The 26,791-nt window shown below is 66.2% G+C and carries 23 protein-coding genes; 8 read left to right on the top strand and 15 right to left on the bottom strand.

What is annotated here, in order from left to right; translation table 11 throughout:
* Positions 1-70 precede the first annotated feature (70 nt).
* The 3 genes from A2G96_RS26110 to A2G96_RS26120 are packed head-to-tail and all read right to left on the bottom strand — an operon-like array spanning position 71 to position 4,259.
* A complete protein-coding gene (locus A2G96_RS26110; RefSeq protein ID WP_062803092.1) occupies positions 71-1,243 on the bottom strand; it encodes an MFS transporter in 1,173 nt (390 codons plus the stop codon).
* Entirely contained in the window at positions 1,240-3,057 is a 1,818-nt protein-coding gene (locus tag A2G96_RS26115) for an IucA/IucC family protein (protein WP_062803093.1), read from the bottom strand. The genes A2G96_RS26110 and A2G96_RS26115 overlap by 4 nt, the downstream gene beginning before the upstream one ends.
* Positions 3,054-4,259, bottom strand: coding sequence for an ATP-grasp domain-containing protein (locus A2G96_RS26120; RefSeq protein WP_062803094.1), 1,206 nt, complete (start codon positions 4,257-4,259; stop codon positions 3,054-3,056). Before A2G96_RS26120 ends, A2G96_RS26115 begins: the two co-directional genes overlap by 4 nt.
* Positions 4,260-4,614: 355 nt before the next feature.
* On the opposite strand from A2G96_RS26120, the gene A2G96_RS26125 reads away from it, so the two are divergent.
* A complete protein-coding gene (locus A2G96_RS26125; protein ID WP_062803095.1) occupies positions 4,615-5,121 on the top strand; it encodes a helix-turn-helix transcriptional regulator in 507 nt (168 codons plus the stop codon).
* Positions 5,122-5,160: 39 nt separating this feature from the next.
* Here the strand turns inward: A2G96_RS26125 and A2G96_RS26130 are convergent, their stop codons facing one another.
* Positions 5,161-6,561: a hypothetical protein gene (locus tag A2G96_RS26130; protein WP_062803096.1), complete on the bottom strand. Its 1,401-nt coding sequence runs from the start codon at positions 6,559-6,561 to the stop codon at positions 5,161-5,163.
* Between the two features lie 422 nt (positions 6,562-6,983).
* On the opposite strand from A2G96_RS26130, the gene A2G96_RS26135 reads away from it, so the two are divergent.
* Positions 6,984-7,430, top strand: coding sequence for a hypothetical protein (locus A2G96_RS26135; protein WP_062803097.1), 447 nt, complete (start codon positions 6,984-6,986; stop codon positions 7,428-7,430).
* Here the strand turns inward: A2G96_RS26135 and A2G96_RS26140 are convergent.
* A complete protein-coding gene (locus A2G96_RS26140; protein WP_062803098.1) occupies positions 7,427-8,368 on the bottom strand; it encodes a LysR family transcriptional regulator in 942 nt (313 codons plus the stop codon). The two genes, A2G96_RS26135 and A2G96_RS26140, sit on opposite strands and share 4 nt — an antisense overlap.
* Before the next feature lie 114 nt (positions 8,369-8,482).
* On the opposite strand from A2G96_RS26140, the gene A2G96_RS26145 reads away from it, so the two are divergent.
* Together A2G96_RS26145 and A2G96_RS26150 are read left to right on the top strand one after the other, a co-directional pair.
* Positions 8,483-9,514: a hypothetical protein gene (locus tag A2G96_RS26145; protein ID WP_062803099.1), complete on the top strand. Its 1,032-nt coding sequence runs from the start codon at positions 8,483-8,485 to the stop codon at positions 9,512-9,514.
* 12 nt (positions 9,515-9,526) lie between these two features.
* Positions 9,527-10,078 carry a TetR/AcrR family transcriptional regulator gene (locus A2G96_RS26150; protein ID WP_062803100.1) on the top strand — a complete coding sequence of 184 codons (552 nt, stop codon included), beginning with the start codon at positions 9,527-9,529 and terminating at the stop codon, positions 10,076-10,078.
* 117 nt (positions 10,079-10,195) lie between these two features.
* On the opposite strand, the gene A2G96_RS26155 is transcribed toward A2G96_RS26150, so the two are convergent.
* Positions 10,196-11,062, bottom strand: coding sequence for a LysR family transcriptional regulator (locus A2G96_RS26155; RefSeq protein WP_062803101.1), 867 nt, complete (start codon positions 11,060-11,062; stop codon positions 10,196-10,198).
* Positions 11,063-11,165: 103 nt separating this feature from the next.
* Between A2G96_RS26155 and A2G96_RS26160 the strand changes: the two genes are divergently transcribed.
* The 3 genes from A2G96_RS26160 to A2G96_RS26165 all read left to right on the top strand — a co-directional run bounded on the left by A2G96_RS26160 (position 11,166) and on the right by A2G96_RS26165 (position 13,822).
* Positions 11,166-12,479, top strand: coding sequence for a DUF3422 family protein (locus A2G96_RS26160; protein ID WP_062803102.1), 1,314 nt, complete (start codon positions 11,166-11,168; stop codon positions 12,477-12,479).
* A 40-nt stretch (positions 12,480-12,519) separates the two neighbouring features.
* Positions 12,520-12,705: a hypothetical protein gene (locus A2G96_RS33525; protein WP_150124252.1), complete on the top strand. Its 186-nt coding sequence runs from the start codon at positions 12,520-12,522 to the stop codon at positions 12,703-12,705.
* A gap of 190 nt (positions 12,706-12,895) precedes the next feature.
* The gene (locus A2G96_RS26165) at positions 12,896-13,822 is read left to right on the top strand and encodes a LysR family transcriptional regulator (protein WP_062803103.1); all 927 of its coding nucleotides are present in this window, start codon (positions 12,896-12,898) and stop codon (positions 13,820-13,822) included.
* Between the two features lie 41 nt (positions 13,823-13,863).
* On the opposite strand, the gene A2G96_RS26170 is transcribed toward A2G96_RS26165, so the two are convergent.
* From A2G96_RS26170 to A2G96_RS26205, 8 genes are all read right to left on the bottom strand, one after another.
* On the bottom strand, positions 13,864-14,829 hold the full coding sequence (locus A2G96_RS26170) for a Bug family tripartite tricarboxylate transporter substrate binding protein (protein ID WP_417926444.1): 966 nt from the start codon (positions 14,827-14,829) through the stop codon (positions 13,864-13,866).
* Positions 14,830-14,919: 90 nt separating this feature from the next.
* Positions 14,920-16,131: a tricarballylate utilization 4Fe-4S protein TcuB gene (gene tcuB / locus A2G96_RS26175; protein ID WP_062803105.1), complete on the bottom strand. Its 1,212-nt coding sequence runs from the start codon at positions 16,129-16,131 to the stop codon at positions 14,920-14,922.
* A complete protein-coding gene (tcuA, locus tag A2G96_RS26180; protein WP_062803106.1) occupies positions 16,115-17,545 on the bottom strand; it encodes an FAD-dependent tricarballylate dehydrogenase TcuA in 1,431 nt (476 codons plus the stop codon). The genes tcuB and tcuA overlap by 17 nt, the downstream gene beginning before the upstream one ends.
* Positions 17,546-17,619: 74 nt before the next feature.
* Positions 17,620-18,270, bottom strand: a complete 651-nt coding sequence (locus A2G96_RS26185) for a hypothetical protein (protein ID WP_150124253.1) — start codon at positions 18,268-18,270, stop codon at positions 17,620-17,622.
* Positions 18,271-18,460: 190 nt separating this feature from the next.
* Positions 18,461-18,922 carry a RidA family protein gene (locus tag A2G96_RS26190; protein WP_082819101.1) on the bottom strand — a complete coding sequence of 154 codons (462 nt, stop codon included), beginning with the start codon at positions 18,920-18,922 and terminating at the stop codon, positions 18,461-18,463.
* A 34-nt stretch (positions 18,923-18,956) separates the two neighbouring features.
* Entirely contained in the window at positions 18,957-20,405 is a 1,449-nt protein-coding gene (locus tag A2G96_RS26195) for an aminotransferase class V-fold PLP-dependent enzyme (protein WP_150124254.1), read from the bottom strand.
* Between the two features lie 229 nt (positions 20,406-20,634).
* A complete protein-coding gene (locus A2G96_RS26200) occupies positions 20,635-21,306 on the bottom strand; it encodes a response regulator (protein ID WP_062803108.1) in 672 nt (223 codons plus the stop codon).
* The gene (locus A2G96_RS26205) at positions 21,303-22,769 is read right to left on the bottom strand and encodes a cache domain-containing protein (protein WP_231909751.1); all 1,467 of its coding nucleotides are present in this window, start codon (positions 22,767-22,769) and stop codon (positions 21,303-21,305) included. The genes A2G96_RS26200 and A2G96_RS26205 overlap by 4 nt, the downstream gene beginning before the upstream one ends.
* A gap of 569 nt (positions 22,770-23,338) precedes the next feature.
* Here A2G96_RS26205 and A2G96_RS26210 point away from each other — a divergent pair.
* Complete coding sequence (locus A2G96_RS26210; RefSeq protein ID WP_231909752.1) at positions 23,339-25,351, top strand: hypothetical protein; 2,013 nt, start codon at positions 23,339-23,341, stop codon at positions 25,349-25,351.
* A 43-nt stretch (positions 25,352-25,394) separates the two neighbouring features.
* Here the strand turns inward: A2G96_RS26210 and A2G96_RS26215 are convergent, their stop codons facing one another.
* On the bottom strand, positions 25,395-26,786 hold the full coding sequence (locus A2G96_RS26215) for a YncE family protein (protein WP_062803111.1): 1,392 nt from the start codon (positions 26,784-26,786) through the stop codon (positions 25,395-25,397).
* Positions 26,787-26,791: the final 5 nt, after the last annotated feature.

Genomic DNA, 26,791 nt, shown 5'->3' on the forward strand with positions numbered 1-26,791 from the left:
CGGCGCGTGCCGGTATGTTCCATTTGGGATTGCGTTTGCATTGTCTTGTGACCTCGTTCGTCGGGAGGGATCAGAGCGGGCTCATCCGCTGGCGGGCGGTAAGAAGGTAGGCGACGGCAGGCAGCAGCAACGCCGCGCCAAGCAGGTAGGGCGCGCGCTGGCCGGCCAGGCCGACCGCGGCGCCGGCGCCAAGCCCGGCGGCGACGCCGCCCCATTTGGAACTGCTTTCGAACCAGCCGAAGGTGCGGCCGGCGTTGCCCGCGTGCACCACGCTGGCGACCAGCGCATGCAGCGCGATAAAGCCGACCGTCATGGCGATGCCCATCAGCAGCCGCCAGGCCACCAGCGCGGGCAGCCCCAGCGGCGCGGCCTGTGCCAGCAACGCGACCGCCAGCGTGCCGTAGGCCGAGGCAAGCAATGTCAGCGACGGTGCCAGCCCGAGCCGCCGCGACAGCAACGGTGCCGCCGCCAGGTACACCAGGTGCGGCAGGCCGAACAGCAGTCCCGCGGTGGCCGTCGACAGGGCGGGCATGCGCTGCTGCAGGTCCGGGATGAAGTAGGGGAAGGTCGCCACGGTGGCGAACACGAACGCGAACTGCAGCACATAGATCTGCCGCGGCGTCGCCGGCGCCGCCGTGCTGGCGCCGCTGGAGCGTGCCGCCGGCCGCTGCGCCGCCCCGGCGGCGTCGCCCGCGGGCAGCCAGGCGATCAGCGCCGCGGCGGCCAGCGGCAGCAGCGCCAGCCAGCGGTACAGTTCGATCGGCGATTCAGCGCCCATCCACAGGCCCAGGCAGGCCGGCGCCGCCACAAGCGCGGCGCGCGCCGACCACTGCATCGCCGTCAGGCTGCGCGTGAGCGTGGTGCCGCTGGCGACCGTGGCCAGGTAGGCGTTGGAGGCCGAGAAGGTCCCGCCCAGCACGCCTTGCAGCACCAGCGCCGCCAGGAACGCAAACGAGCTGGTCGCGTAGCTGGCGAGCAGGAAGCTTGCCGCCAGACCCAGCTGCGCCCGCATCAGCAATGGCTTCTTGCCGAAGCGGTCCGCGAGCCGGCCCCACCATGGCGCCGAGATCGCCGCCAGCAGCGTTGGCACCACGTAGAACGCGCCGGCGAGCCACGGCACGTCGTTGTGCAGCGAGCGCTGCAGGATCAGGGCGAAGAATGGCGGCATGCCCAGCGCCGCAAAGGCGGCGATGAAATGGCACAGCATCACCACCGCGACCACCCGCCGCGTGCCGGCGCTCATGCGGCCACCCTGAGGAAATTGGGGGCCCGCTTGCCGTAGAACTTGTTGACGTCGGTCGCGCCGGTCTGGGCCTTTTCCGCCAGCGACGCGGCGGTCAGCAGGTACTTCAGGTGCAGCCGGTCGTCGTCGAGCAGCACCTGGCGCGCGCAGGCGGTGTCTTCGCCCGCGGCGGCCAGGTCGGCAAGCACGGCCTCGACGTGACGCCGTACGCGCGCGTAGCCGGCGGCGGGGTCGGTGCCGCGGCGCTGCGCCAGGCCTTCCACCAGCGCCGCGATGTTCAGCTGCAGCGTGATGGTGACGAACATCTGCGCCAGCGGCAGCGCCGCGTCGACGCCGATGCGCTGGTCTTCCAGCCCGTCGAGGCGGGCCGCCAATGCCGGCCAGCGGCGCGCGAGCATGGCGCGGTCGATGCGCGCAGCATCGTTGTCCTTGAGCATCAGGCGCAGGCCGTCGTCGCCGTAGACCAGCATCGAGTTCTGCTGGTTCGACTCAAGCGCCACGCCATAACGCAGCCACAGCGTCAGGTGCAGCTGCAGCGTCAGCGCCAGGTAGGCATCGAGCCAGGCATCGAGATCGCCGCCGTGATAGCGGCCGGCGAGTTCCTCGGCCACGCACTGGCCACTGGCGGTTTCCGCCAGCAGGCCCGCCACCGGGACCACCGTCTTGTCCACCAGTTGCGGCTCTGGGTAGCGGCGCAGGATATAGCCCAGGAACGGCCGCTGGTCGACATGGGCGCCGTTGGCTTCGTCGGTCAGCAGCACCTGCCCGTGCAGGCCGGGTTCCTGCCGGACAATGTCGCCAAGCAGGGTCTGGATGCGATGGCCGTCGCCGATGGTGCTGGGCTTGATGGTGCGGATATTCTTGGCGCCCAGCGTGCGGATCGTCAGCGGCAGCTTGATATGCCATGCGGGGGCGTCGAGCACGACCAGCGAGCGCACCGACAAGGTGGGCGACACGCGCAGGCAGGCGCGCGGTGCGCGGATGACCTGGCCGTCCAGCCCGGCTTCGGCAAGGAAGCCATCCAGGTGATGCTGCCAGACGAAGGGATGCACCGGCACCAGCGCATGCGAGCTGGCCAGCGCGGGATCCAGGCCGACCTCGGCGAAATCCGGCCAGTTTGGTGGCAGCGCGTCGCCGCTGGCATGGTGGTGCTGGCGCGGGACCGCGAGCCAGTTCAGCGCGAATGCCGGACCGAACTCGGGCGCGTAGCGAGCCAGGTCATCGGCGGCAAAGCCCAGCTTGGCGCGCGCGGTGGGGTAGTAGGGGTGGTCGAGGAAACCCGCGACGCGATCGTAGTGCAGCATGCGCTGGTTCCAGGCCCGCAGCGCATGGCCAGCAGTGCGGTCAGCCTGCGCGAACCAGCGTGCGCGCTCGGCCATCGAGACGGTCCGATGCCTGGCTGCGGCACGGCACTCGTCGACGTAGGCGGTGAACAGGCGCGCATCTGCCTCGGGCAGGCCGCCGGCGAACGCGGCCAGGATGGACTCGACCTGATGCAGCGCGGAGAACGCGCCGTCGGCTTCGTGCAGCACGGGCAGGCGGGTCAGGCGCCAGTCCTGCATATAGCGCGTCGGAGTGACCGGGATCCACAGCGTGCCGGCGCCAAGACGCGGGACGCGCAGCCACTGCTGGCCAGCATCGAAACCATGCGCGGCCCCCGGTACCGCGTCCGCGCCGTACAACTCGCCGCGGCTGGCGCAGCCGCGCACGTCCTCGCGCAGCAAGGTGTCGACGACGCGCACGCAGATGTAGTCGACATCGGCGTCGGCAGCAGTGGCGGACCGGGACGGCTGCTTGGGAATGCGGGCGCTCATTGCGCGATCTCCCAGGCCAGCTTGCTGCTGGCCAGTTCGACCGCGGCGGCCAGACCCGCGCTGTCGGGGCCGCTGCCGCGCAGCACGCCAAGGTAATCCTTGTTGGAGTTGGTCAGCTGGATCGCGTCGCCGACCTTGCGCAGCGGCTGGTAGGTCAGGCGAACGCCTTCGCCTTCATGCTGGCTGTGGGCGGGCGCGTGCCGCAGCGTGCCTTCCGCCTGCGCGGTGAAATAGCGGATCCACGCCGCCCGCTTCGGCACCTCGAGCGCCGGCAGCGCCTCGCCCAGGTGCAGGCGCAGGACCTGCTCGAACAGCGGGAACTGCAGGGTGTCGCACAGCAGGAACTCGCGGTAGTCGCCGATGCTGCGGTAGTTGATCTCGATAAGCCGCGGGCCCTTCGCGGTCAGCACGTATTCGGTATGGCAGGCGCCGAAGCCGATGCCGAAGCGGCGGATGGTGTCGAGCACCTCGGCTTCGACCGAGGCCGGCAGGCCGGTGCCCCATACCGCTTCCAGCTCAACGAAGTACGGCGGCGGCGACAGCGTCACGCGGAAGCCGCCCAGCGCGCGCAGTTCCTTGCCATCGCCCAGCGTTTCCAGCGTATACAGCGGGCCCTCCAGGTATTCTTCGAGCAGCAATACCTGGCCCGGGTGCCGCGCCCAGATCGCACCGCAATGCTCGGCCAGCTCCGCGTGGCTGCGCGCCAGGCTGACCTGCTGGCTGGCCACGCCTTCGCGCGGCTTGACGATGCACGGCATCGGCACATCGGCCAGCGCGGCCAGGCCGGCGCTGTCGCAAACGACCGCGTGCCACAGCGTGTCGATGCCCGACTCTTGCAGGCGCCGCCGCATCTCGGCCTTGTTCTTGGCGGCGTAGGCGGTGCGCCAGTCCTTGCCCGGCAGGCCAAAGTAGGCCGCGGCGATCGCCGTGGCCGCCTGCAGGTGGTCGCTATTCGAAAAGACGGCCGCGGGCTTGCCGCCGCGGCGCGTGATGGCATCGATCACCGCCAGCGGGTTGAAGACATCGCACGGGACGATGTCGTCCGGGTAGGCGGACAGGCCGGTGCCGGCAAAGTGTGCGCGATGGGCATCGGCACAATCCGTCAATAAGACGACGGAGCGCCCGAGCGCGCGCGCTGCCGGCAGGAATCCTTCGTTGACGGCAGGGGTCGCTACGTGTGCGAGTACGAAAATCTCTTGCATGAGTCGGGCCTCAGGTGAATGTGCGGGGGAGCGCAATGAGCAGTGCCGGGGATACGAAGCAGCCGAATCATGCTAATGCGACTCATTCTCATGCTCAACGCGACGGATGCCGGTAAGCGGCATTTGCCATGGCCACCCGGGCCGTTTGTTCCGTATCCGCGTGCCATCCACAGCACATCATCCACGCCCGGGACATATGTCCGGTAGCCACTTTGTGCCAGCCGAGCCACTTGTGAAGGCGATTTTGGCGCTACGGGTCTTGGCCTGTTATTGAGAATCAGTTACATTACGCGTCCGCCGTGATGCTCGTTTTTTCCCAGCCGGCTTGTCATGGCTGGCCCGAGACCGAACGCCTATGCCCCCAAAGTTCCTGCTCATGCTTGCCGTCTTCCCGCTTTATCAGGCATGGGACCTGTACCAGCTTGTCAGCAGCGGGCCGTCGTTCCATTTCTATGCCGAAACCGCGGCGACGATTGCGTTCCTGGCGATCCTCGGCATCGTGATCGGCGAGCGACGACGCGCCTTGCACGCGTTCGAAACGCTCAAGCATTCGGCCGATGCCGCAGTGCGCGCCGCGGCCGAACGCGACGCGGCCGCACAACGCTCCACGCGCGACTTTCTGCAGTCGATGCAGGAGCAGTTCGAGCGCTGGGGTCTGACTCCGGCCGAAAGGGATGTCGCGTTATTGCTGGTGAAGGGCTTGTCTCTGGAGGAAATCGCCGGCGTGCGCGAGACCGGGGCGAAGACCGTGCGGCAGCACGCCGCCAATCTTTATGCCAAGGCCAAGGTGAACGGGCGCCATCAGTTGGCGGCGTTCTTCTTCGAAGACCTGTTGGCGCCGCGTCCCGGTAGTGGATCGTAGGGCGGTCATGCCGGCGCGTCGGGCCTGGCCAAGCCGTGCCTAGACCGCGGCCAGCAAGTCGTCCGTATGCACCATCAGTTCACGGACCTGCCGCAGCGTCGCGTACTGGTTCAGCACGGCACGCCAGCCGGGCACTTCCAGCATGGCATGCCAGACCGGCTCGAGCGCGCGCGCGTCCGCAGGCGGTGTCGCCGTCAGCGCGGCGGCGAAATCGAGCGTCGGCGTTGCCGACAGCAATTGCATGCGGCTCGCGGCACTGAGCAGGCGTGGTGTCGGCTCGGCAGGGGCGTCGCAGCAATAGAGCACCGTGCGGGACAGTGCCGCGGCTGCCGAGGGCAGGGCGCACAGCGCGGCGCCACGCAGCGGCATCGTGCCTTGCCGGGTCGCAAACGGATAAACGACGTCCTTGTCCGCATGCGCAAGCAGTCGCAAGCCGCGCAGCAGCCGCGGAAAATCCGTGGTCGCAGCATCGACGGAAGCCTTGACCTCGACCAGCAGGCACACGTCCCATGCTTCAGTGCCGACAACCGCGTCGCCTGCCGCGGCAGATTGCCTGAGCAGCACGACATCCCATTCGGTTTTGGCGTGCTTATGTGTGGCCGGGATCGCCGCCGGTACGCGCATCGACGTCACCACACGGTAGGGTGCCGATGCACCCGCCGCGGCGTTAAGCCGCTGCGCCAACGCCTCGAGCGCCTGCGCGGCCAGCGCCTCCGCGGCATCGCCACGCTGCCGTGACGACAGTCCCTGCGCAACGGCGGAAGCGCTGCCCGAGCGCGGACCGTAGCGGTCCCACAGGGCCCGGTATTGCGCGACTAGCGGGTCCGATGCCAGCGCATCCAGACGCCGCAGACGTGTCAGGGCCGGGTGTTCCAGCAGCTGGGCCAGGGCGCGCGCTGTCGGTGTTTCGCTCACCGACGCAGGCGTCAGGGGCGTCTCCAGCAGCCGCTGAACGGCCTCTTGCAGATCGTCCCAGGCTGCAGCGCCCGCATATGTGTGCAACCGGGCAAGCGCCTCGCGCTGCGGGCCGGGGCCGAGGCGTTGCTGCTTGCCGGGATGCGCGACCGCGTTGACGGCGGCGTGGATGGCGCGGCGGTCCTGGTCCGCACGTGCGGACAGCGACGCGTATTCCCGCACCGGCGCCGCCCGATGCCGCAGGACCATCGCCTGGAACACCGGATCGCCACCATCCGCGCGCATCGCGTCGAGCACCATGCGCGCGAGCGCGCCGGTGAAGCGGTCTTTCAAGGCGGCATCCGGCGTCTCGCCGCGCGCGAGCGCGGCGCGAGCTTGTTCGATCACGAGTGCGAGCGTGCTTGCTGGATTGGGATCCGCGGCCGGCGTGCGAGCGTCGTCGAGTTCCGGCAGGCGATAGCGGCGTGGAACGGCGCGCAGTGTCGCGTCAAGCAACGGGTGTGGTGGCAGATGGGACTTGTCCATGTCCGGGCTTATCGCACGAATCAGGCTTCAAGTCTCGGTAATTCGGGGTGGGTTGTACATGGGGGCGATGGCTGACTTGAATCTGCACGATTTGACATAATAACTGTTATGCGCCTTTTTGACATGACAGTGTCACGGCCAAATAGACATGTCGTACCTCCTTGCCCGGGCCGTCATGCTGGCGGCAGTCGCTGGCGCATCAGTTATAGCGCCGTGTAGCTACCTCGGCCGAAGCATGGCTGTGCTTGTTCAAAGGCTCTGACTCTACGTCTCAGCGTCTGGCCGCGTGAGTTGCAGGGTCACTGCGCCGTCGTCGATGGTCTGGTCATCTGGTGCAGGCGGTGGAATGCGAGTAGTCAGGTAAAAGCTCAGCGCCGTACCATGTTCGCAACCATTTAGCCCTGCTGATGAAAGGAGCTCACATGGATTACACAACCTTAGTGCGGATACATGCATCGCTTCTGTTCGCCTCGCTTGCCGCCCTGCTTGCCGCCGAAGTCTTGATCGCAGGCGTGCGCACGGACCGCAGTGCCCTGGCCAGGGTAGTCCTGGTCGCGAATCGGACCAGCCACATGCTTGCCGGCGTCGGCTTGCTTGCCGGCTTGGCATTGGTCATTACCGGGCCATGGCCGCTGCTAACCCCTTGGCTGCTATTGTCGCTCGCCCTCATCGGGTTGTGGGCCATGGTGGCGCGTACCTGGGTCAGGCCTTGGATGCTGGCGCTTGAGGGCGCCATAGGGGCTGGCGACGGAGTGGCCGCGCTATCGCGCGACAAGCGCGCACTTCTGGGGCGCGTCGCCTTCCTTGCCCTGTATGTCTCAATCATGGCGGTCATGTTCAAGAAGCCATATATTCCGTCACCGTTCTAAGGCAGGGCGCGAAAATGGGCTAGCTCCTCGCGGTCCATGCAGGTATCTGCGTCGCTCACCTTGGCGCGCAAGAAATCCAGCAAAGTCCTCACTCGCACGGGCAATTGCCGACGGCTTGCGTAGCATGCGTGGTGTCCCCGGTGCGATGCAAGATAGTCGGCAAGCACGGGTCGCAAGCGGCCGGCCCGGATGTGTTCCTTCAGCTGGTAGGCCCCTACCTGCACCAGGCCTTGCCCTGCGATGGCCAGTTCAACTGCCGATGCCACGTCGTTCACGGTGACGCGGCTCTCGATCGGGCGAATGAGCATCTCGCCCGCTTTCTCGAATTCCCAGGCGAACAGGCGACCCGTGGTAGTGGATCGAAATCCGATGCAATCATGTCCGGCAAGATCGTCCGGCGAGGTCGGCACGCCACGGCGCGCGAAATAGGCTGGAGATCCGCACACCAGGATCTGCATGTTCGCCAGCTTCCTGGAGATGATGTCCTGATCGCCCAACGCGCCGTTACGGATGGCGATATCGATTTGTTCGGAGACCAGGTCCGCATGCCTGTCTTCCAGGATCAGGTCGATCTTGATGTCGGGATAGGCATGGAGGAAGTCTGAAATCACGGGAAGTATGACATGCCGTCCGAATCCGACGGTGGCGCTCACTTTGACCGTTCCGTAAGGCCCAGTGCGGTACTTGTCCAGTTCGTCAGCCGCCGCATTGATCCCTTCCATCAGCGGGCGGATCTTGTCCAGATACACCCGGCCTTCGTCGGTCAGACTGACACTGCGGGTGTCACGATGAAACAGGCGTACGTCGAGCGAGGTCTCGAGCCTTTGTATGCTCTTGCTGACAGCTGCCCGTGACAAGCCAAGTTCGCGCGCCGCCGTGGCGAAATTCAACACAGTTGCGACCTTGACGAAGGCCACGATGGCAGAAAGATTATTCATCAAACTCGTCCTCGAAACCGTCAACTTCCTGTCACCGCGGCGTTTCCCTTCCGCCAGCTGTTCAGGAAATTTGAGCTGCGCAATTATGCCTACGTTTTCTACAGGAGGCTTGTCGTGGCTTTATTGTTCAAATCCGCCATCGCGTATGCGGCGCAAAATGTCGCGATACGCGCCATGTTGCTCCCGCTCGGTGCCATGCTGATCTATCCATCCCTCCTTAGCGCGGCGCATGCGGCGTTCGTCGGCGGCGATCTGGCGATCGGCAGCGCCTGGCTGCTGCTTGCATTCCTGGCGCCGCTGTCCGGCTTGGGAGTCGCGTACTTTCTCCGGCAGTCGGACGAAGGGAGCAACGAAGGCCTTGCCCGGATCGCGAGCTGGGCGGTGGTCGTCCCTCCCGCCTATACCTTGGTGGGCGTAGTGCTCTACCTTGCGAAGATCACAATATCCGACCAGGTCGTCTGGCTGGGTCTGTGCGCAGCCGCGACCTGCCTCGCTGTTCTGCTGGCCTACGCCAGACGCGATGACCGGGCAGGAATGACGGCGCCCAAGCGGCACATGCGGCTGCGCACAGCACACGGCATCGTCGCGCTCGCGCTTCTCTGCCTGTTCCTTGGCCCCCATCTCTTCAACCATTCCCTGGGCATCCTGGGCGAGGGGCTGCACAGGGAAGTGATGCTTGTACTTCGTTCAGCGTATCGCCACGACCTGGTGGAGCCGGTTATCGTCGCCGGCTTTCTGTTCCAAGTGCTGAGTGGCCTCGTGCTGCTGCGCACTGCCGGGCGCCCAGGGCGCGGGCTGCTCGATTCCCTGCAACGCGCATCAGGCCTCTACTTGACGGTGTACATCCTGACCCATATGAATTCGGTGTTCACCCTGGCCCGCCATTTCGGCATCGAGACAGATTATGCCTGGGCCACCTCGGTCCCCAGGGGATTGCTGATGGATGGCTGGGACATTCGCCTGGTGCCGCACTACAGTCTTGCGGTGCTGGCCCTCTTGGTCCATCTGGCCTGCGGGCTGCGCATTGTACTGCGCGCCCACGGCATGGCGGAGGCAAGGCTTGCACGGGTCACCTGGGGCCTGATCGCTGGCGCTATAACAGTCGCCACCTTGATCAGTGCAGGCATGCTCGGGCTGCGGATCTAGCGCAGTGCCGGTATGCGGTCGACCCGTACTACACCTGTCGCGACCAGGCCCAGAAAATTCGCCTCGCAGGCGCGGGCGCGCGCGACGGTCGACGCCTTGATAGAAGCGACCTCGCGCATTTTGGCCAGTGACGGCCAGGCCAGGGCGAGCACGAATCATATTGCCGACGCGGCCGGCGTGAGCATAGGCTCGCTCTACCAATATTATCCGTGTAAGGAGGCCTTGTTCGCGGCGGTGATTGATCGTCATTATCGCAACCTCGTGCTGCGGTTCCGGGTGGCGCTGGCCGAGCTCGCAGTTGCAGCAGGAGTTCAGTCGCTGTCAAGACTCGTGGAAATCGCCAGTGAAGCGCAGCGTGCACACCCCGCGCAGCATCGTCTCCCACCGGGCAATGACGATGCCATGGCGGCGTGCTGGTGCGAGATTCATGCGCTATTGCGGGGCTTCCTGGGGGAAATGACGATGACCGGCGTCGTGGACGATACCGTTCGGCATGTGCTGGAATCTCTGACGCGGGAGATGGAAATGAAAATAGAGGGTCGAAAGCTAGCTGCATCGCGATAAACGTTGCGATCGCGGTAGAGGATTTGCGATCGCGGTAGCGGATTCGAGCCTCCGGCCCTACGATGAAGATAGTAATAGGCCGGGGGCGGCTGTGAGCAGTTACACAGCCGGCCGGCGCTACCCCTGCACCGACCCCGCCCGCAAGTCCGTCATGATTTGCTCCGCAAGGAAATCGCAAGGCGGCCGCTTCGACTTCGCGCTGCGGGCGAGGATCAGCTCGAGCGGCGGCAGGTCGGGCAAGCCATGGGCGTGGCCGAGGACGGTCAGTTGCGCCGGGAATGCGCAGCGGGCCAGCGCGGCGACGGCCAGGCCCGCCTCGACCATGCTGAGCAAGCCCAGCAGGCTCGGGCTCTCGTACGAGGTTCGATGGGCGATGCGCGCGCGGTCGAGGCTGCGTATCGCATTCTCGCGCGCCACGCTGCCCGGCATGAACACGGCGATGGGCAGCGGCCGGTCCTCCCACACTTGCGGCCCGTTGCTCATGGCGGCCCATGCCATCGGCTCATGGCGGATAAAGTCGCCGGACAGGCCCTTCACGCGCGTGCCGCAGACCAGGTCGACGGTGCCGTCCTTGACCAGCGGCGCGAGCGCGCTGCTCGGCAGGCCGACGACCTGGATCTCCACCTTCGGGTACGTGGTCGAGAACTTCTTCAGCACAGAAGGCAGCAGCGACGACGCGTAATCGTCGGGCACGCCGATCGCCACCTTGCCCGTCACCTCAGGCCGTACCACCGCCGCCCAGGCCTCGTCGCGCAGCGCCAGCATGCGCCGGGCGAAGCCCAGCAGCACTTCGCCCTCGTGCGTCGGCACGATGCTGCGCGGCCGCCGCACGAACAGCGGACGGCCCAGCGCTTCCTCGAGTGCCTTGATTTGCATGCTGACCGCGGATTGCGAACGGTTCACCGCTTCCGCGGCCCGCGTCATGTTGCCGGTCTCGGCCACAGCAATCACCGTGGCCAGGACATCGTGGTCGAGCGTCTTCATGGCTATCAGCAAAACTGGATGTAACGATCAATATTATGCGTTTTTCTTGTTGAAAACGGCGTGCGATATTGGGCAACAGCAAACAAGATTCCGCCCTCCGAGAATGGACAACCCGGCCGCTCCCCTACTCGTCGACCACCCGCTACGCGCCTCCCTGGTCGCGGAATTGCACGCCCGGCCCTTTCTCCGGCTCAGCGGCAGCGTGTCACTGACCCACTACGCCATCTACTCGGACGAGGATGCCGCGATCCACGAATACCTGGTACGCAGCCTGTGCGAACAGACCGGCATGGCGCTGCCCGCGGACGGGGTCACGCACTACGCCGTGCAATCCCGGTTCGGCTGGCACCTGAAATGGGAGCGCCACACCGAGTTCTCCACCTTCACCTTCGTCAGTCCGCGCGACGATACCGACTACTTCAACGACCTCGCCATCGATGGTGTTCCGGCAGACTGGCTGAGCCTGCTGGCGGGCAAGCGCTTCCATGCGGTGCGGATGGAATTGCTGTCGGGACAGGCCGCGGCGGCCGCCAGCGCGAACCTGCGTGACTGGCTCGATGGGCCGGTTCTGGTCGGCAGCAACGTGCTGGGCGGCGGCAAGGTCTATTGCGACTGGAACGTACGCGCCGACGGCTATATGCGCATGCTGGCGATCGACGAGGGCTTCCGCGAGGAACAGGGCGGCAGGCTGCTGCAGCGGCTCTACGAGATCGAGACCTATCGCATGATGGCATTGCTGGCGTTGCCGGTCGCTCGCGGCCTGGCGCGCGAGCTGGACGACATCCACGCATCGCTGCAGGAACTGATGCGGGCCATGGACGCACGCCGCGCCGGCGACGATGATGCCGGATTGCTGGATCGGCTGACCGAACTGGCCGTGCGCGTGGAATCGCTGTCCGGGCACAGCGGGCGCTTCAGCGCATCGCGCGCCTATGAGCGCATCGTGCTGGCGCGCATCCTCGAGTTGCGGGAACAGCGCATCGAAGGCATGCCCACCATCTCCGAATTCATGGAGCGGCGTTTCGGTCCCGCCATGGAGACGTGCCGCAGCGTCTGGTCGCGCCACGAACAGATCGCGGCACGGGTCGCGCGCGCGGTCGACCTGCTCCGCACGCGTGTCAACCTGGCGCAGGAGCGCGATGTCACCAGGCTGCTGGCGGGGCTGGAACGTACCGCGCGCAACCAGCTGCATCTGCAGCACGCCGTCGAGGGGCTGTCCGTTGCCGCGATCTCCTATTACGTGCTGTCCATCGCGGCAGCGGGACTGAAGGCGTTGCATGTCGTCAGGCTGCCCGTGGATCCCGAACTGGCCGAAGGCCTGTTGATCCTTCCGGTGGTGCTGATCGTGTTCGGCGTCATCAAGCGCAGCCGGACCCAGAAATCCCTTGATGGCGCTGTCCACGCAGGCCAAGCCTGAACAGTCGTCGACCTGAAGTGCTTACCATCGAGAAAAGCCCATGAACGCCATCACGAGCATTGACCCGTCTCTTGCATCTTTGCTTCGAGCTGTCCGACAGGCGCCGCAGCCTGGCTCGCATCGGGTGATCCGGACCGGCAAGGAAAAGACCCCCACGGAAGTGCTGACCGACAACTCGAACGACCGGCCGGATGTCGCAACGATCGCGGTGCTGGGCTACAACTGAAGCAGAAATGTCCACTTGGATCCCGGGCGGGTACCCTACTTCAAAACCCGCCCGGACAGTTCCGTTCCCTGCTCCCATCCGCGCAGCCATCCTGCCAGGTGCTACCATCGGCGGCATGCCGCACGCAACGACGGCCAGCCAATGGCCCGTCGCCGCGGCGCTCGCATAGTGCGATGCCACCGAATATTCCATGGAACTGCGTCAACTCCGCTATTTCGCCAAGGTTTGCGAACTTGGCAGCTTCGGCAAGGCAGCGCTCGAACTGGAGCTCGCCACCTCCGCGCTCAGCCAGCAGATCAGCCGGCTGGAGCGCGAACTGTCCACGCGCCTGCTGCAGCGCCAGTCTACGGGCGTGGTGCCGACCGATGCGGGGCTTGCCTTCCTGCGGCAGGCCCAGCTGACGCTGCGCCACGCCGACGATGCGGTACGCGCCGCCCAGCAGGCGCGGCTGTCCGGCCATGTCAGCATCGGCCTGGCTTCGACTACCGCCGCGGTGCTGGGCGTGCCGCTGCTGCGTGCCATGGCTGCGCGCTATCCCGACGTGCGGGTGCACGTGGTCGAGGCGCTGTCCGGTCATCTGACCGAGATGCTCAATGCGCGCCGGCTGGACCTGGCCATCGTATTCCGCACCGAGACCGCGCGCCGCTGGAGCGTGACGCCGCTGCTCGACGAGAAGCTTTATGTGCTAGGGGCTTCGGGCCTGCCTGGCTTGCCGAAGGGCAAGCGCGCCCGGCTCGCCCAGTTGGGGGAACTGCCGCTGATCCTGCCCAGTGCGAGCCACGGTTTGCGGGCCCTGCTCGATGCAGCCTTTGCGCGGGTGCGTATGGCGCCGAACGTGGTGGCGGAGATCGACGGCCTGTCGCTGCTGATGGATGCGGTGCGCGCGGGCTTTGGCGCCACCATCCAGCCGGGCGCGGCGACCGCCCGCCTCAATGACCCGACGCTGGTCCGGTCGCTGGTGGTCGATGCCCAGGTCGGGCGGCACAACCTGCTGGCGAGCCTTTCCGATGATGAGCTGTCGCCTGCGGCACTGGCGGCGCGGGTGGTGCTGGCCGATACCGCGCGCAGCCTGGTGCGCGACGGCGCGTGGTTCGGCGCCACGCTGCACAGGGATTGAGACCGGGACGGCGGCGCTGCCGCCCGGTCTGACCGTCGGCCTCAATCGACCGTGATCTTCCGCTCCCTGACGATCGCGCTCCACTTGGCGCTCTCCTTCTTCATGAACGCAAGCAGTTCCGGCCGCGTGGTCGGCTGCGGCGTCAGGCCATGCTTGTTCAGCGCATCCTTCACCGCGGCATCGTTCAGCACCTTGACGATCTCCTGGTTCCAGCGATCGAGGACCGGGGCCGGCGTCTTGCCCGGGGCCACGAAGGCATACCAGTTCAGCGCCTCGAAGCCGGGGTAGCCGGATTCCGCCACGGTGGGTACGTTGGGCAGGTACGCCGGGCGCACCGGACCGGTGGTAGCCAGCGGCACCAGCTTGCCGGCCTCGACCTGCGGCATCGCGGTCGGCGGTGCCGCGAAGTAGGAGGTCACACGCTGGCCAAGCAGGTCCTGCAGTGCCGGCGCCCCGCCCTTGTAGGGAATGTGGACCATCTCGATGCCGGCACGCTGGTTGAACATTTCACCGGCAAGATGCGAGGCGGAGCCGGCACCGGTCGACGCGTAGTCCACGGTCCCTGGCTTTTTCTTCGCCAGCGCGACCAGCTCGGCCAGGTTGTTCACGCCGGCGCCCTTGTGCACCACCAGCATATTGGGAAAGTTCACGCCGCCCGAGACCGGGGCCAGGTCCCTGAACGGATCGTAGGGCAGCTTCATCAGGTGTGGCGCGATGGTCAGCGGCCCGATCGAGCCGAACAGCAGCATGCTGCCGTCCGCGGGACCGCGGGCCACCAGTTGGTGTGCAATATTGCCGCCGGCGCCGCCGCGGTTGTCGACGACGACCGGCTGGCCGAGGTTGTCCGCCAGTTTCTTCGCAATCAGCCGCGCAGCCGCATCGGCTGCGCCGCCCGCGGCGAAGCCTACCACCAGCGTGACCGGCTTGCCGCCGGCAATGGGTTGCGCTTGCGCAAGGCCCGATGAGAAGGAAAAGCACAGCGCGGTCAGCAAGGTGGCGCGCAGCATCAGTCGACGGTCCATTGAATCGGTCTCCGTATTGTCGTTCTGTAAAAGGTCTATCTGGAAAGGCGTGGGGATTGGCCAAGCCTCGGCCGCTCAGTCCGCGCCGAGCCCGACCGGGTTCGGCCGGCGCTTTTCGACTGCATGGCGCAGCAGCGCGGCACTGCGGAACACACCGTGCGCAAACTTGCCGTAGGGCATGGTGGCGAACAACGCCATCACCGCGCCCAGGTGCAGGCACAAGAGCATCGCCATAGCCGGCGTGCCGCGTCCCAGCCACAGCGCCAGGCCGCTGGTGGCGGTCAGGAACAGCAAGGCGATGAAGCCCAGGTCCATCGGCCGCTGGCCTTGCGCCAGGTGCAGGCGGTGGCGTTGCAGGTTGAGCCAGCCGAGCCCTGCGGTGCCGATCGCGAGACTGGCGCCGCCAAGGGCACCGAGCACCTTGGGCAGGCTCGGCAGTTCGTATGGCGCTTGCCAGCCGAAGACATAGTGATAGATCGTCGCCGCGGCGGTGGCGGCAAAGCACAGCGCGAAGCCATAGAACGTCAGGTGGTGGAAACGCCGGCGCGACAGCGTGAAGGCGTCGTCGGCATTGTTGCAGCCGGCCCCGTGGCCGCCATCGAGGTATTTCAGCTGCAGCACGGCGGCCCCCGCCTCTGCCGCGGCCGGCGCGCTCACTGGCGCACCGCTGGTTGCAGGGGTGACTTCGCGCCAGAACCTGCGCACGCCCATCGCCAGCGCAAGCACGACGAAGCCGAACACCGGCGCAAACATCGACACCAGCAGGTTATGCGGGAACAGCGCGTAGAAATTGCCGCTGGCAGGACCGCCCCACAACGTACCGTTGAGCGCCACGGCCAGCAGCAGGAACAGGGTCAGCGCAAGCGCCAGGGCCAGCGACACGACCAGGCCATTGCGCCGGTACAGCTTGCCCAGCACTGGCGGCCAGGCATAGTCCTGGTAGGTCTGGCCACGGAGTTCCGCCATCGCCACCGGGATGTTGACGCCGAACTCGTGCGGCGGCGCGTACTGGCAGGCATGCAAGCATGCGCCGCAGTTGTGGCACAGGTTAGCCATATAGTGCACGTCGGCGCGGCCGAACTCGAGCCGCCGTGTCATCGCGGGGAACACCGCGCAGAAGCCTTCGCAATAGCGGCAGGCATTGCAGATCTGCAGGATGCGCGCGACTTCGCCTTCGGCAGCCGTCAGCGGCAGTACGGGGTGGATCGGAATCACGCGCCGGTCAGCGCCGCCCACGCCTTGGGCGTCGGCACGAGCCTGATCGACCAGTTCAGCCAGCGATGGCATCGGACTGCTCCATTTCGAAATCGGGATGTCGGAAGCCGCAGGCACGCGCGGCGCCCACGCCGGCGATGCGGCCGAAGGCCGTGCCGATCGCCATGCCGACGCCGGCGGTATAGCCTTTGCCAAGCACGTTGCCGGCCATCATCTCGCCGGCGACGAACAGGTTCGGGCTGGGCCTGCCATCAAAGTGGACCTGAGCGCTCTCGTTGACCTTGAGGCCCAGGTAAGTGAAGGTCACGCCGGGACGCAGCGCGTAGCCGATGTAGGGCGGCGTGTCGAGCGGCCGCGCCCAGTGCGTCTTGGCCGGGGTAAGGCCCGCCGTGGCGCAGTCGTCCAGCACCGTGTGGTCGAAGGTGCCGGGCCGGCAGGCGGCGTTGAAGGCTTCGACGGTCCGCACGAAGCTGGCTTCCGGCACGCCGAGCTTGCGCGCCAGTTCGCCGAGCGTGTTGGCGCTGGTGCCAGGAAACACCGGCGGCATGAAGCGGCCGATGGCCTTCTGGTCGATGATCGAGTAACCGATCTGCCCCGGCTGTTGCGCGACCAGCCGTCCCCAGATGGCGTAGCGCTTGGGCCAGAAGTCCTCGCCCTCGTCGTAGAAGCGTTCGCCGTCGCGATTGACTACCACGCCGAGCGAGACGCAATCGATGCGCGTGCAGATGCCGCCGTCATAAAGCGGCGCGCGCGCGTCGATCGCCACCATATGCGCCTGGGTCGGGTCGCCGATCGCATCGGCGCCGGCGTCGATCATATGGCGCAGCAGCACGCCCTGGTTGAAGCGCGTGCCGCGGATCAGGAAGTTGTCCGACGGCCACTCGCCACGTTCGTTCTGGCCCCACGCTTCGCGCAGCCAGTCCCGGTTCGACTCGAAGCCGCCGGCGGCCAGCACGCAGGTGCTGGCCTCGATGCGCTCGCCGGCAGCGGTCACGGCAGCGACGAAACGGTCGCCGTCGCGCTCGATGGCAACCACCGGGGTGTCGTAGCGGATCTCGACACCCAGTGCCCCGGCACTGCGGAAATAGGCGTTGACGAGCGCCTTGCCGCCGCCCATGAAGAACGCATTGGTGCGCGCCACATGAAGCGCTCCGGACAGCGGCGGCTGGAAATGCACGCCGTGCCGGCGCATCCAGCCCCGGCAGCGCGACGATGCACGGATCGTCATGCGCGCCAGCCGTTCGTTGGTGATGCCACCCGTCACCTTCAGCAGGTCCTGCCAGTACTCCTCTTCCGGGTAGGCGTCGACCAGCACATCCTGCGGCGCATCATGCATGCAGCGCAAGTTGCGGGTGTGCTGCGAATTGCCGCCGCGCCATGCGCGCGGCGACCCCTCCAGCAGCAGCACCGAGGCACCCGCCTCGCGCGCCATCAACGCGGCGCACAGCGCGGCATTGCCGCCGCCGATCACCAGCACATCTTTCATGGGGGAATCTCCTTGTGGGCTCGACTGTAAGCAGGGCCCGACGGAGACGAAAGATGGTGGTGATTAAGGCGTGTTCAGTTTTTGTGAAGGGTGTCAGCCTGCTCCTTCACGCTCACGACAGACGCCCCCATCCAGCTTGTTCGCAGGTACAGCAAAGCCGCGTTGCCTTGATCCCCATAATTTCCGTGCCCGACGGCGCCATACCGGCCGACGGAAAAGACTTCGTCCTTCATCGGCCCTGTCAGCACCTTGTATTGAACGTAGGTCCTGGCAGGCGTCCGATGCGCCGCAGGCTGGATGGTCGTGTTCCAACGCTGCGCGGTCACCGCCAAGGGCGTGCCATACGCCGCGTTGTAGAGGTTCATGACGGTAGCTCCTTCGAATGCCACCAGCATCAGGGCGCAGGGAAACAGGGAGTACAAAAGACCGCTGCCAGCATCGCTGATCTGTGGGCCGATGGGGCGGATCAGCGCGGCCAACAGCGTTTGGGCCATGATGAAGATGAACAGCCCCGCAAAAACCAGTGGAAAACGCAGCAACCACCAGCGCAGGCTCTGATTTCCCCCCAAGGGATACGGGTCGACTTCGCCCAGGACCATCACCATGGCTGTCGTGATGCTAACGATAATCCCGATCGCTATGCCGGCCTTGAAGGCGCTACTCCGGCCTGGGTTGGCCGAGGCCGATGCCACGGTGCTGTCTGATGATTCGATAACCGGCTGCATCCTCGCTCCATACTGAACGTCTCCCTGGCCATCGCCCTTCATGCGGGGCACATCCGCGCCTGCTGGTGGCCGCGCACTGCTATGGAAATGGCTTGCGACATTGTAATGGCGAGGCGCATCCCGAAAGCCCAACGCCAACAGCGGGGACGGTCGAACCGTACCCCGCTGCCCTGCTCCGCACGCACTACCCTCAGGGCTTGACCGCGATCGCCCCAATCTCCACGGCAACATCGCGCGGCAAACGCGCGACCTGCACCGTCGCCCGTGCCGGCGCAACGCCGGTGAAGTAGGTCCCGTAGACCTCGTTCATCTTGGCGAAGTCGTTCAGGTCCTTCATGTAGACCGTGGTGGAAACCACGTCGGCCATGGTCATGCCGTCGGCCGCCAGAACCGCCTTGAGGTTGTCGAGCACCAGCCGGGTCTGGGCTTCGATGGGGGCATCCTTGAGCAGTTCTCCGGTCTTCGGGTGGATCGGGATCTGGCCGGCAAGATACAGCACGTTGCCGGCGCGGATGGCCTGGGAGTACGGGCCGATGGCCTTGGGGGCGTCGGTCGACGAGACCGCGCGCAGCGTGCCGCCGTGCTGGGCGCAGGCCGACAGCGATGCCGCGCCGCACAGCGCCGCGGCCATCAGAGCGATAGATCGTTTCATGGGCTTGACTCTTGTCGTGTTGGAACGGAACCGGTTAGGCCATGGCACCGGACAGGGTCCACATCGAATCGACCAGCCGGTCGATGTCGTTCGCGTCGTGCCACAGGTGCGTGGAGATGCGGATGCCGTAGTGCTGGGCCGGCGCGCCGATGACCTCGAAGTTCACCGAGCGGATCACGAAGCCCGGGGCAAAGTCGCTCAGCATGCGGTTGACGAACATCGTGGCCTTTTGCTGGTTCATGACATCGTTGCGGTTGCGGAACGGGTTGAAGCAGGTCAGCGCGGACAGCAGCTTCGGATCGTCCTTGGGCGAGTACAGCGACTCGACGCCCCAGCGTTCGACGATTTTCTCCTTCAGGTACGATGACAGCGTCAGGTCGTAGGTCTCGATCTTCTTCCTGCCGATGGTGTCCCACATTTCGCAGGCGCGCGCCAGTGCGCGGAACATCGGCACGTGCAGGCTGCCGCAGGACGTGACCGTGGCGGCGATGTCATAGGCACCGCGCGGCTGCCTGACGTAGGAGCTGGTATGGATCGGATACCACTCCGGCAGCGGCAGCGGGTTGGACGGGCGCATCTTGTTGCGGATCACCAGGATGCCGGTGGAGCCCGGGCCGCACTGCCACTTGTGGCCGGCGCCGGACATGAAGTCCATGCCGAGCGCACCGTAGTCGTACGCCATCATGCCAGGCAGGTGGGCACCGTCGACGATGCTGATCAGGCTGTGGGTCTTCACCACCTGCATCAGGTCGGCGATCGGCAGCATGGTGCCGGTCTTGTAGGTGGGCGACGACCACATCATCGCGCGCACCCGCTTGCCCTGCCCTTTCAGCGCGCGGATGCGCTCGTCGAACAGCTGGACATAGGTGCTGGCGGTCTGGTTGTTGCCGACCGGCAGCGCGATGGTCGAGACCTCGATGCCGTAGCGGTCGACCGCGATATTGAGCGGGGTCAGGCCGCCGCCGTGTTCGTGGTTGGTGGTGACCACCACATCGCCCGGCTCCCACTTGATGCCGAGGATCGCATGGCACATGCCCGACGAGGTATTGCCGGAGAATGCCACCTCATCGCCGTCGACGCCGAAGCCCTTGGCCACGGCTGCGCGCAGGTCGGCCAGGTTGCCGTAGCCGCTCGATGAATCGGCGGCCTTGGCCAGGTTCTCCTGGCTGAAGACATCGAGCACCACCTTGGGCATCGAGCCGCCGGTGCCGATGTTCATGTAGACCTTCTCGGGCTTGAGCACGAACATGCCCTGCACCTCGTTCCAGAAGGCCTCATCCTGCGCCAGCTGCGAGCGCAGGTCCGACGATGCCGCCGAGGCATCATCCGAACAGGCGCTGATCAGCGGCGCCAGCGCCAGCGAGCCGGCACCGTAGGCCAGCATGCGCAAGAATTCTCGCCGCTTTGGCGTCCAGGTCGCCATGTCTTCCGGATGCGGTGGCGTCGCGACAGCCGCTCTCTGCGTTTGCTTCAGCTCGTCCATGGTGCTCTCCCGTTGTGTCCGACGTTCGGCGCATCGGCGGCCAGCGTGCCCGCATGCCTGGCGCCTGTTCTGGAAAAAAGTCTACGCAAACAACCGCGGCAACAGCAGCACGACTTTCCCCTACGCAGTAATACAGAGAGCCCGTTTGCGCGGCGAAGATGGTGCGCACCACCGCCCTGCCGCGGTGCAGACGCACCAGGCATGAACACATCGCACGGCTGGAGGGCAGTCAGCAGTCGGCGGCCAGTGCGGCGTCGGCCAGCTGGATCGCGTGCAGGTCGGAGAAGTGGACCGCGTACTTCACCAGCTCGGCGCGGCCGCCAACCCGCAGCTTGCGGCGCAGGTGCAGCCGGTGCGTTTCGACGGTGCGCACCGAAGTGCCGAGCCGCTCGGCGATCTCCTTGTTGGAGCGCCCCTCGGCCAGCAGCTTCAGCACCGTGGCTTCCTTCGGCGTCAGCGCGCGGCGCGACGACGGCGACGGCTCGTCGGTGTGCAGGAAGGCCTGCAGTTCGGCGTTGAGGTAAGTGCCGCCGGCCGCGACGGTGCGGATTGCGGTCACCAGTTCCTGCGCGGGCGCTTCCTTGAGGACGTAGGCGGCCACGCCCAGCGCAAAGGCGCGCCGCACGTATTCGGGGTCCTTGTGCATCGACAGCGCGATCACGCGCACCGACGGAAAGCGTTCGGCAAAGCGCGTGGCAAGCTGCAGGCCGTTGGCATCGGGCATGTGGATGTCCGACACCACCAGGTCCGGGTCGTGCTGGCCGGCCAGCACGATCGCCTGCTCCACGCTCGCCGCCTGGCCCACCACCGTCATTTCCCCGGTGGCTTCGAGGCGCAGGCGGACGCCGTCCAGCACAAACGGATGGTCATCGACCAGCAGCACACGAAGGTTGGGGGTCATGCGGCAGGCCTCCTGGCGGGGGAATGATGGCCCAGGCGTCGTCCGCGCCGGGTTGTGGTCCTGGTCTGGGTTGCGGGCGCGGGCGCTGGCGCCGGCAGGCGCAGGCGGGCCTCGACGCGCGTGCCGGCGGGACCGGTGTGCACGGCGAAGTCGCTGCCTTCCAGGCTTTCGATGCGCTCGCGCATATTGCGCAGGCCGATGCCGCCCTTGCCGTCGGCGCGGACCTTGTTCAGGTCGAAGCCATGGCCGTCGTCCTCGATCGTCAGCGCGACGTGATGGCCGCTGCCGGCCAGCCTGACCTGGACCCGGCCCGCCTGTGCATGCGTAAGGGCGTTGTTCAAGGCCTCCTGCGCGACCCGGAACAGCGCGGTGCGCTGGGCCTGCGACAGCGTGGGGACGGTGCCCTGCTCGATGAAGCGCACCTCGACGGCGCGCGGCGGGTGCAGCTGCTCGACCAGCATGCGCAGCGCGGCGGCCAGCCCCAGGTCGCTCAGCAAGGCCGGATGCAACCCGTGCGAGACGCGCCGGATCTCGACCAGCGCTTCCTGCAGGCGGCCCAGGCCCTGCGCCAGCAGTGCCTGCGGCGCGTGGCGGCGCGATGGCGGGTGGTCCTTGTCCGGGGCGGTGCCTGGGTCCTGTTCCAGATGCACCTGCGCGGTCTCCAGCAGGTACTTGGACGACACCAGCACCTGCACCACGCCATCATGCAGCTCGCGCGCGACGCGGGCGCGTTCCTCTTCCTGCGAACTCACCACGCGCCGCGCCAGGCGCCGCAGCTTCTCGCCGGAGATGCGCGAATTGCGCAGGTTCCAGGCCAGTCCGGCCAGGCTGATCAGCATGACCGAGCCGATCGCGAAAGCGGTCAGCCGGATCTGCGTATCGCGCAGCGTGCGCGCGGCGTTGGCATCGAACGTGGCCAGTTCGCGCTCGATGTCGTCCATGTAGAGGCCGGCGCCGATGATCCAGCCCCATTTGTCGGCGGTCCTGACATACGACATCTTGGGCGCCTCGGTACGCGAGGATGGCTTGATCCAGTTGTAGCGGACAATGCCGCCGCCGGCTTGCGCCTGCTTGATCAGCATCCTGGCCTGGTCGCTGCCGGTATCGGCCGGGTCGCAGAAATCGACCCCGTCGATGCCCATGCTGCCCGGGTTCAGCAGCACGTTGCCGAGACGGTCGTAGACAAAGAAGTAGCCGTCATTGCCGAAGTGCATGCGCGACAGCGCGGCAATCACCTGCTGCTGCAGCGCGGCTTCCTCGCCGCTGCCCTGGGCGATGCGGGTCAGGGTCGCGTGTCCGAGTTCGACGTAGTGGCGCAGCTCCTTTTCCTTGCTGGCGACGTAGACGGCCTGGACCTGTTTGCGGTCCTGCCGGGAATGGCTGACCATCTGGTACGAAACCATCCAGGTCACCAGCAGAAACACCACCAGCATGAAGGCCGCCGACAGGGTGACCGTTCTCATGCGGATCGTCATGCTTTGCACGCGCGGGGGCAGATGGATCATCGCGGGGGCCCAGGGGAGCCGGTCATATTCGGGCTGGCGAGCCGACTGCAAGGCCGCCGACGAAGACACCGAAGCGGCGTTGGCGAGAATGCCGACGCCGCCACGACAAATCGATTCCTCCCAGTTCGATTTATCGAAACCGCCCTGTGCGCGCGTGTTGGTCCTGTGTTTTGGTCCCGCGCTTTGCCAGCCGGTTTCTCGACCCCTGATGCAGCCGGCGAACGAATGGCTCAACCGATATGCATGAGGAAACCTATGTCGTTTTGTGGCAAAAAGCAAGCAGCGTGCCGGAACCGGCAACACGGATTACAAGCGCGCCGCAACGTCGATTGGGGCGATTACCGATAACAATGCAGACATTGAGTGCAGCCACGAGAGCCAATGCACCAGAAATATGTGCTGGCGTACTAAGCCGCGCCCAAAAAGCTGCCAAAGTCCAACCTGGCGAATCTTTGCGCCCCACGATTTTCTTTTGCGCCGCATAAAGACTGATGCCTGGGAAACGCTTGCCATCGCACCACACTGTCGTGCGTCGGGCCGTGAACCTGACGCTGGCTGCCTGCGCCGTCGTGCCGGCGCTGGCGGGCTGCGAACGCGACGCGGAGCGCCGCAGCGCGGCGCCGGTGCCGCCTGGTACCGCATCGGTGGCGGTGGCCGCCAAACCGGTGCCCGCGCAGGCGCCGGCGGAGCGCCCGCCGCAAGCACCGGCGGCACCAGCAGCACCGCCGCGGGCTTGGTTCGACGACATCCTGGATGCCGAAGGCAAGCTGGTGCGGGAAGCCTATCTGGCGATTGCGTCGGATTACAGCAGCGACGAGGCCATCGCCTATCGCTACGGCCCTGCCAATACCAGGCCGGTGGCGGGGGCGCCAACGCACTGGCAGCCGGCCGACCAGACCTTCTATCCGCACGCCAATCCCTGCTATCAGAAGGAATTTCCCAAGGCCGAACTGGACCACAGCCTCAAGGTCATCTATCAGCTGGGCAAGCTGGACTGCTCCCGCAACGATTACGGCAGCAATATGGGCGATGTCATTTATCGCGCCGATGCGGCGTCGGACCCTGGCGTTACCTCCTTGCTGACGCTGGCGCTGAGTGCCGGGACGGTTGCCCAGAAACCGCAATTGCCGTGGGTTTACGGGCATGTCGCGACCGACCCCCAGTTGAATAACCATATCGCGGCCAATGGCGGCCAATTGCCCAGGCGCCCGATTGCCATGGGGCGCTGCAGCGAACACGATTGCGCCCAGGCCTTGATCGCGTTCCAGAACGGCCTGATCGCCTCCGTTGGCAGCAATACCGCCTCGCACTCGGCGGCCGTGAAGTTGCCTGCCGGCAAGGTTCCCACGGCGATTGCGATCACCACCAATTCGGAATTCGCACTGGTAACGGTCTGGGATACCGTCAATTTCAAGGGGCAGCTGGCGGTGCTGGCGCTGGGCAGCCTGGCCGATGGCAGCAAGGTGGGCGGGCCCTATGACCCCAGCGCGGGGTCGTGGCCGGGCCTTTATCCCGGCCTGCGCAATATGTCCAACTTTGTCTTTATCAAGCTGCTGGGCTTTATCGACCTGCCCGGGATGGTGGCGCCGACCGATGTGTCGGCGGTGACGGATTTCGCCGTGATGCAGGACAACAGCACGCAGGGCTGGCTGATCGACCCGGTCGGCCGCCGCGGTGCCAGCCTGACCATGACCGAGGTCAACCCCGCCACCAGCAGCGTGAACCAGAGAAGCTTCACGCGTACCGGCATCAACGGCAAGCTGGTGTCGCGGGCCGGCGTGGCCGCGGTGATCTCGAAGTCAGAGAAGAAGGTGATCTTCCTGGACCTGAAGCCGCTGTTCGACAAGGTCAACCGGGCCTACTTCGACAGCAGCCATGCCGCGCTGCAGGCGACTCTGGCCAACACCGGCCTGGGCGATGCGCAGTGGCCGCCGGTCTTTGCCGTCGACCACTATGCGCCGACCATCGTCAAGTCGGTGCGCCTGCCGCAAAAGCCCACGGCGGTCCGGATCTCGATCCTGCCGGTTCCCGGCCGCGCCTGGGTAGCGACGGAAGAAGGCAAGATCCGCGCGTTCTCCGTGGCGGGGCTGCAGTCCGGCCGCAATCCCGACCCCGGGCGGATCGAGGAAATGCTGAGCGTGCAGGTCGGCAAGAATCCCACCAGCATGAAGCACCATGTCAACGTGGGGCTGGGCAATTCCAACACCCGGCTGTGGGTGGTCTCGCGCGGCGCGCAGAAGATCCTGCTGGTCGACATGGTGGGCCTGACCGTCGAGAAGACGCTGCAGGATTCGCGCATCGTCGACCCCATCACGGTGGACGAGACCCAGCAGAACCCGCTGCTGACCAGCGTCATCACCATTGCGGATTACACCGGCAGGCAGGTGATGAACTACCGCTATGCGCCAATTGCCTTGCAAGGCGGCAATACGCCGCTGCATATCGGCGTCGGCAAGTCGGGCAATGCGCCGTTCGAGTTCGGCGGCGCCTATGAAGTGCCCGGCAAGCCGTTCGATTTTACGCAGAGCAATGTGCCGTGAGCACGCTGCCCCGTGATGCATGCCTCGCGATACGCAAACGCGCTCACGGCGCGCTGACCAGTACCGCGTTGGCCGGGTCCGGCGGCGCGTTGCCCTCCATCACCACCAGCTGCACCGGTGACGGCGCCTGCGGCGACAGCGTCGGCACCACCTCGCGCAGCGGCCCGATCGCGGTGCCGTTGGCCATGCCGGCCGGGTTGGTCCTGAAGCTTGCCACCGGCGTCTTGTGCGCGCCCACGTAGACGCTGTATTGCGTTTCCGGCTTCAGCTTGAACAGCGAGACCTCGAGCGCGTCGACCACGCCCAGGTTGCGCGCCACGACAAAGCCTTTGGCGTCGCCGCCGCGGACCGGCTTGAGCGCAACGTTGAGCGGCTCGGTGTTCGCCCTCGGAACCAGGTTGGCGGTGCCGGCGCCGTTGGGCACGGCGTTGCTGACATAGACCAGCGCCTGCGGCGCCTGGCCCACCGGCACGCGCGCGGTGACGCGGTTGTCGGCGGTGTCGATCACATCGACCGCATCGCCGTTTTCCAGGCCGACATAGACGCGCGAGCCATCGTCCGCCGCCCAGATGCCATGCGGCAGCGCGCCGACGGGAATGGTCGCGACCAGCGTGGGGGTGGCGTCGGTGGTGAACACCTTCACCACGTTCTCGCCCCCGACCGTCACGTAGGCGAGCGTGCCGCGCGCGGTGCGGGCGAAAGCGAGGTGGTTGGTGATAAAGCCGGTATCGAACACGCCCTTTACCGCAAGCTTCTCGGTATCGATGCGCGTGACCTTGCCCACGTCCTTGTGCGTCATCCAGACTTCCCTGAAGTCCGGCGTGAATTGCAGGAAGGGCGAGAACGGGCTGGCCACGTCAAGCCGCTTCACCACCTTGCGGGCCTTGACGTCGATCACATCGACCACCGGATTGAAACTCGACACGACGAAGGCAAGCTTGCCCGCCGGATGGAACAGCACCATGCCTGGCCCGGCCGTGGTCGGGATTCGGCGGGTTTCGCGGAACGTGGCGGGATCGATGACCGAGATGTAGTCCTCGCCGCGCACCACCACCCATACCTCTTTGCCATCAGCGGTAAAGAAGCCCTCGTGCGGCGAGCGGCCGATATAGGCGATGCCCTTGACGCGGTTGGTGGCGGTATCGATGAACGCGACCGAGTTGGAGCCATTGGAGACGGCGATCAGCGTCCGGTGGTCCGGGGAAAAACCCAGACCATGTACATTGAGTTCGCCCTTGTACAGCGGCGACAGCACATCGGGCCGTGCATTGCCAAGCCGGATCTGGCCGAGCAGCCTGTTGGCGGCGGGGTCGATCACCGACACGGTGTTGCTGTTCTGGTCGGCGGTGTAGACGCGGTCCTGCGGTTGCGGGGCGGCGCTGGCCAGTGGTGCGCCGAGCGAGATGGCGAGGGCGACAAGCGTGTTCTTCTTCATGGCAG

The organism is Cupriavidus nantongensis (assembly GCF_001598055.1).
GTDB lineage: Bacteria > Pseudomonadota > Gammaproteobacteria > Burkholderiales > Burkholderiaceae > Cupriavidus > Cupriavidus nantongensis.

What these genes read in the sequence shown, in the direction of transcription:
- A2G96_RS26195 (WP_150124254.1), bottom strand. Translation starts at nt 20,405, where the DNA reads ATGGACGAGCTGAAGCAAACGCAGAGAGCGGCTGTCGCGACGCCACCG.
- tcuB (WP_062803105.1), bottom strand. Translation starts at nt 16,131, where the DNA reads ATGCCATCGCTGGCTGAACTGGTCGATCAGGCTCGTGCCGACGCCCAA.
- A2G96_RS26190 (WP_082819101.1), bottom strand. Translation starts at nt 18,922, where the DNA reads ATGAAACGATCTATCGCTCTGATGGCCGCGGCGCTGTGCGGCGCGGCA.
- A2G96_RS26130 (WP_062803096.1), bottom strand. Translation starts at nt 6,561, where the DNA reads ATGGACAAGTCCCATCTGCCACCACACCCGTTGCTTGACGCGACACTG.
- A2G96_RS26125 (WP_062803095.1), top strand. Translation starts at nt 4,615, where the DNA reads ATGCCCCCAAAGTTCCTGCTCATGCTTGCCGTCTTCCCGCTTTATCAG.
- A2G96_RS26165 (WP_062803103.1), top strand. Translation starts at nt 12,896, where the DNA reads ATGGAACTGCGTCAACTCCGCTATTTCGCCAAGGTTTGCGAACTTGGC.
- A2G96_RS26215 (WP_062803111.1), bottom strand. Translation starts at nt 26,786, where the DNA reads ATGAAGAAGAACACGCTTGTCGCCCTCGCCATCTCGCTCGGCGCACCA.
- A2G96_RS26185 (WP_150124253.1), bottom strand. Translation starts at nt 18,270, where the DNA reads ATGCAGCCGGTTATCGAATCATCAGACAGCACCGTGGCATCGGCCTCG.
- A2G96_RS26170 (WP_417926444.1), bottom strand. Translation starts at nt 14,829, where the DNA reads ATGCTGCGCGCCACCTTGCTGACCGCGCTGTGCTTTTCCTTCTCATCG.
- A2G96_RS26200 (WP_062803108.1), bottom strand. Translation starts at nt 21,306, where the DNA reads ATGACCCCCAACCTTCGTGTGCTGCTGGTCGATGACCATCCGTTTGTG.
- A2G96_RS26115 (WP_062803093.1), bottom strand. Translation starts at nt 3,057, where the DNA reads ATGAGCGCCCGCATTCCCAAGCAGCCGTCCCGGTCCGCCACTGCTGCC.
- A2G96_RS26120 (WP_062803094.1), bottom strand. Translation starts at nt 4,259, where the DNA reads ATGCAAGAGATTTTCGTACTCGCACACGTAGCGACCCCTGCCGTCAAC.
- tcuA (WP_062803106.1), bottom strand. Translation starts at nt 17,545, where the DNA reads ATGAAAGATGTGCTGGTGATCGGCGGCGGCAATGCCGCGCTGTGCGCC.
- A2G96_RS26140 (WP_062803098.1), bottom strand. Translation starts at nt 8,368, where the DNA reads ATGAATAATCTTTCTGCCATCGTGGCCTTCGTCAAGGTCGCAACTGTG.
- A2G96_RS26150 (WP_062803100.1), top strand. Translation starts at nt 9,527, where the DNA reads ATGCGGTCGACCCGTACTACACCTGTCGCGACCAGGCCCAGAAAATTC.
- A2G96_RS26205 (WP_231909751.1), bottom strand. Translation starts at nt 22,769, where the DNA reads ATGAGAACGGTCACCCTGTCGGCGGCCTTCATGCTGGTGGTGTTTCTG.
- A2G96_RS33525 (WP_150124252.1), top strand. Translation starts at nt 12,520, where the DNA reads ATGAACGCCATCACGAGCATTGACCCGTCTCTTGCATCTTTGCTTCGA.
- A2G96_RS26155 (WP_062803101.1), bottom strand. Translation starts at nt 11,062, where the DNA reads ATGAAGACGCTCGACCACGATGTCCTGGCCACGGTGATTGCTGTGGCC.
- A2G96_RS26160 (WP_062803102.1), top strand. Translation starts at nt 11,166, where the DNA reads ATGGACAACCCGGCCGCTCCCCTACTCGTCGACCACCCGCTACGCGCC.
- A2G96_RS26135 (WP_062803097.1), top strand. Translation starts at nt 6,984, where the DNA reads ATGGATTACACAACCTTAGTGCGGATACATGCATCGCTTCTGTTCGCC.
- A2G96_RS26110 (WP_062803092.1), bottom strand. Translation starts at nt 1,243, where the DNA reads ATGAGCGCCGGCACGCGGCGGGTGGTCGCGGTGGTGATGCTGTGCCAT.